Here is a 4,386-nt window from a genome sequence, read left to right on the forward strand (position 1 = left end):
GTCCAGCAGGACGGCGCGGGCGTCGCGTTCGGCCTCGTTGACGTAGGTCGTGGCGACGACCACCGCGGTGCCGCCCGCCGCCGCGCCGGACACGAGCCGCCACAGCTCCATGCGGCTCACCGGGTCGACGCCAGTGGTGGGCTCGTCGAGGACCAGCAGGTCGGGGGCGTGGATGAGCGCCAGCCCGACGGACAGCTTGCGCTGCATCCCGCCGGACAGCCGGTCGGCGAGCCGGTTGCGGGCCGCCGCCAGGCCGATCCGGTCGAGCATCGCGCCGACGTCGGCGCCGCGGACCCCGTACGACGACACCGCGAAGGCGAGGTTCTCCTCGACGGTCAGGTCGGTGTAGAGCCCGCCGGTGGCCGGGACGTATCCGATCCTCGTCTTGGCCGGGCGGCTCACGCGCCCCTCGTCGGGCCGTACCAGCCCGACGAGCGTCCGCAGGCAGGTCGTCTTGCCCGCGCCGTCGCCGCCGACCACGACCGTCACGCCCGACGGCTCCGCCGGCACGGTCACGCCGGCGAGCGCGACACGCGAGCCGAACCGGACGGTCACCCCGTCCAGCCCCCACCTCATGCGGTCACCGACTCGCGTACGGCCGGCTCGGTGTCGCCGTCGCCGCCGCCCGGAGCCAGGTCGCGCCGGAAGCGGAGCACGGCGAGGCCCAGGACCGCGACGCCCAGCAGGGCCAGCAGCACGAGCGGCTGCCACAGTCCGGTGATCGAGGTGCCCTTCAGCATGACGGCACGGCTGAGCCGGACGAAGTAGGTGAGCGGCAGGACATAGGAGATCCACCGGACGCCGGCCGCCATGGAGGACAGCGGGAAGATCAGGCCGGACAGCAGGATCTGGGGCAGCAGGGTCATCAGCGCGAGCTGGATGGCCTGCCCCTGGTTCTGCGAGACGGTCGAGATGAGGACGCCCATGCCGAGGGTGACGAGGAGGAACAGCATCGCGCCGAGCGCGAAGACGCCGACGTTGCCGGCGAAGGGCACGCCGAACAGCAGTCTCCCGACGACCACGATCGCGGTGAGGTCCACCGCCGCCACGAGGAAGTACGGGATGATCTTCCCGCCGATGACGTCCCACGGGCGCAGGGGCATGACGGCGAGCTGCTCCAGCGTGCCCGCCTGACGCTCGCGCACGACGCCCAGGCTGGTGATCACCGTGCCGACGAACGCCAGGATGAGACCGGCCAGGCCCGGCACCATGATCCATGAGGTCTTGAGGCGCGGGTTGTACAGGACCGTGACGTGCGCGGACGCACCGAGTCTCCCGGTACGCGCGAGGGCGCTCTGCGCGGCCTGGGCCGAGAACAGCTGAGTGCCGTCCATCAGGACCGACAGGCCATCGGGCCGGGTCACCAGCGCGACCACGGCCCGGCCGTGCGCGATGTCCGACCGCGCCGCAGCCTCGTCCCCGCCGGCGTCCACCCGCGTCACCTCGAACGGCGAGCGGAGGGAGGCGGCGGCCTGCGACGCGCCGGGGCCGACCACGACCGTGGGAATCGCGTCGACGTTGAAGCTGGCGGCATAGCCGAAGACGACCAGCAGCAGCACGGGAAGAACGATCATCATCGCCAGCGTGCGCCGGTCACGCCGCAGCTGGCGGAACTCCTTGGTCACCATGGCCCACACGGGGGGACCTCCAGGATTCGCCGGTCACCGATTCAACAGGCATTGAATTCTATGTATGTTGAATTTTTTCGTCAATCCTTCCGGATAGCGCCCTTGATGCCGAAAAGTCGTAGGGTGACAACACCCCGAACACATCCCAACCCCAGCGCCGGGAGCCACGGTCACGGCGTGATCCTCAACGCCGACGACGCTCACCGCGCTGGACCTGCGAGGAGTGCGCTCGTGAACGAATCATCGCGGTTAGCCGATCCCGGCATCATCCCCGACCCCTATCCCGTCTACGCCGAGCTGGCGGAACGCGAGCCGGTCCACTGGAGCGACGGCCTGCAGGCCTGGGCGGTCCTGAGGTACGCGGACTGCGCCGACGCGCTGAAGGACCCCCGGCTCTCGGCGGAGCGCATGGACGAGGTCCTGCGCGTGAAGTTCGAGGGCCGCACCGTGCCGCCCGACAGCATCTATCACCGGTTCACCAAGAACGTGATGATGTACACCGATCCGCCGTTGCACGACTCACTGAGGAGATCGACGCAGCCGGCCTTCACCCGCGCGGCGCACGACCACTACCGCGAGGTCATCCGGCACGTCGCGGCCGATCTGGTCGCCTCCGTTCCGCGGCAGGCCACGGAGATCGACGCCGTTTCCGAGCTGGCCCTCAGGCTGCCCGTGCGCACCTCGGTGCAGGTGTTCGGCGTGCCCGAGGAGGACCTGGACTTCGTCATCCCCCGGGTGAACGCGCTCATGACCTACTGGTCCGGCCCGCAGGACCAGCCGGTGGAGTTCGACCGGCTGCTCGAGCACCTCACGGATCTGCACACCTACGTGCTGGAGCTGCTCCAGGGCCGCCGGGGCAGGGTCCTGCCGGACACGGCCATCGCGCGTCTCGCCTCCGCCGGGGACGATGACACCGACTCCACTCTCGAGCAGGCGATTCACCAGCTCGTCCTGCTGCTCATCGCGCTGTACGCCCCCACGACCCCGGGCTCGGCCAGCAGCGGCATGCTCTCGTTCGCCCGCAACCCGGACCAGATCGAGCGCTTCCTGACCGAGCGGGCGTGCGCCGACAACGTCGTCGACGAGGTGGTGCGCTACAACGCCTCCAACCAGTTCACGTGGCGCGTCGCGAAGGAGGACCTCGAGATCGGCGGCGTGCCGGTCGAGAAGGGGCGGTGCGTCGCGATCTTCCTCGGCGCGGCGAACCGGGACCACCGCGTCTTCGCGGAGCCGAACGTCTTCGACCTCGGCCGCGCGAACAGCGACAAGAACCTCTCGTTCGGCGCCTGGCCGCACTCGTGCCTGGGCCGGCAGATCGCCAGCCTTCAGCTCAGGTGGTTCTTCACCGCGCTGTTCGCGCGCTTCCCGAAGATCCGCCTGGCCGGTGAACCCGAGTGGAACCCCAACCTGGAGTTCAGGTCCCTGCGGTCCCTGCCGCTCGGACTCGACTGAGCGACCGTACGGCCACACCTCGGAGGGAGGGATCTTCCAGGATCTGCGACCCAGGATCCGCGGCCTAGGGTTTGCGGCCTAGGGTTTGCGGCCTAGGGTTTGCGGCCTAGGGTTTGCGGCCGACCCCGGCGACCGTCCACACGGTCTCCGGGTCGACGGCGGGTGTGCCCCCGTCCGGGCGCCAGGCCGATATCCGGACGATGCCCGGAGGGGCCAGGTCCAGGCCGTCGAAGTACGGCTCGATCTCGGCCTGTGCCCGCACGTTGGCGCGGCGCCGCGTGCCCTTGACGATCTCCTCGTTCTGGAACATCGTGGCGAGCTGCTCGGTCACGTCGGGCCGGCTGTCGGAGACCGGATGCGAGATCACCATCCAGCTGCCCGGGCAGATCGCCTCGCGCAGGCGGGTGACGATGTCCAGCGCCACCTCGTCCTCCGGAATGGCCTGGAGCGCCGAGACCAGCAGGATCGCGACGGGCTCCCTCAGGTCGATGAGCCGCACCAGGTCGGGATGGCCGAGGATCAGGCCGGGATCGCGCATGTCGGCCTGGACCACGCTGGTCCGTACGTCGTCGGCCAGGATGGCCCGCGCGTGCGTGACCACCACCGGGTCGAAGTCGACGTAGACCACCCGCGCCTGCGGCTCGGCGGCCTGGGCGACCTCGTGCGCGTTGTTCTGGGTGGGCAGGCCACAGCCGATGTCGACGAACTGCCGCACCCCTTCGCCGGCGAGGAAGCGCACCACCCGCCCGAGGAACCTGCGGCTCTCGAGCGCCATCATCGGCAGCTCCGGCGCGACCGCGACGGCCTGCTCGGCGGCCTCCCGGTCGGCGGCGAAGTTGTCCTTGCCGCCCAGCAGGTAGTCGACCACCCGTGCCTCGTTCGGTGTCCGAGTGTGGAAGCCGGCGAAGTCGCGGCGCTGGGACAACCGTCACCTCCTTGCTCCTTGCCGTATGAAGGTTAGTGCCCCGGTCCATCCCGCCTTCCGGATAACGGGATCACGGCGGCGCGTGTCGGACGCCTCTCTTCCGTACCGGCCGCCCCCGGCGGAGTCTGATCCGCCGGGAGGAGGGAAGGCCGGTTCATGCGTACGGGACGAGGCCCGCACCGCGCACCGGCCGCGCGTACGCCGGGCGGCCGGTCCATCGATCGACGAGGAGGCCTCATGACGAACAGGATCGCACTGGTCACCGGGGCGGGTTCCGGCATCGGCCGGGCGATCGCGCTGGGCCTGGCCGGCACCGGCGCCCACGTTGTCGCGGCCGACCTGGACCTGGCCGGTGCCGAGGCGACCGCCGCCGACGCCGCG

At 70.5% G+C, this 4,386-nt stretch carries 5 protein-coding genes; 2 read left to right on the top strand and 3 right to left on the bottom strand.

The window, feature by feature from the left end; all coding sequences use genetic code 11:
* Positions 1-576, bottom strand: a 576-nt coding sequence (locus tag ACFFNX_RS43385) for an ATP-binding cassette domain-containing protein (RefSeq protein ID WP_378212089.1), incomplete at its 3' end; no start/stop codon positions are given.
* Positions 573-1,628: an ABC transporter permease gene (locus ACFFNX_RS43390; RefSeq protein ID WP_378212092.1), complete on the bottom strand. Its 1,056-nt coding sequence runs from the start codon at positions 1,626-1,628 to the stop codon at positions 573-575. The genes ACFFNX_RS43390 and ACFFNX_RS43385, both read right to left, overlap by 4 nt.
* A gap of 231 nt (positions 1,629-1,859) precedes the next feature.
* On the opposite strand from ACFFNX_RS43390, the gene txtE reads away from it, so the two are divergent.
* Positions 1,860-3,080: a 4-nitrotryptophan synthase gene (gene txtE, locus ACFFNX_RS43395; protein WP_378212090.1), complete on the top strand. Its 1,221-nt coding sequence runs from the start codon at positions 1,860-1,862 to the stop codon at positions 3,078-3,080.
* Between the two features lie 106 nt (positions 3,081-3,186).
* Here the strand turns inward: txtE and ACFFNX_RS43400 are convergent, their stop codons facing one another.
* Complete coding sequence (locus ACFFNX_RS43400) at positions 3,187-4,005, bottom strand: SAM-dependent methyltransferase (RefSeq protein WP_378212091.1); 819 nt, start codon at positions 4,003-4,005, stop codon at positions 3,187-3,189.
* 237 nt (positions 4,006-4,242) lie between these two features.
* Here ACFFNX_RS43400 and ACFFNX_RS43405 point away from each other — a divergent pair.
* Positions 4,243-4,386 (top strand): SDR family NAD(P)-dependent oxidoreductase (locus ACFFNX_RS43405; RefSeq protein ID WP_378212093.1); only part of this gene is annotated, 144 nt, incomplete at its 3' end.

The organism is Actinoallomurus acaciae (assembly GCF_042429965.1).
Classification (GTDB): domain Bacteria; phylum Actinomycetota; class Actinomycetes; order Streptosporangiales; family Streptosporangiaceae; genus Actinoallomurus; species Actinoallomurus acaciae.

Excerpts from the sequence above, each read along its gene's own strand:
- ACFFNX_RS43390 (WP_378212092.1), bottom strand. The coding sequence starts at position 1,628 with ATGGTGACCAAGGAGTTCCGCCAGCTGCGGCGTGACCGGCGCACGCTG.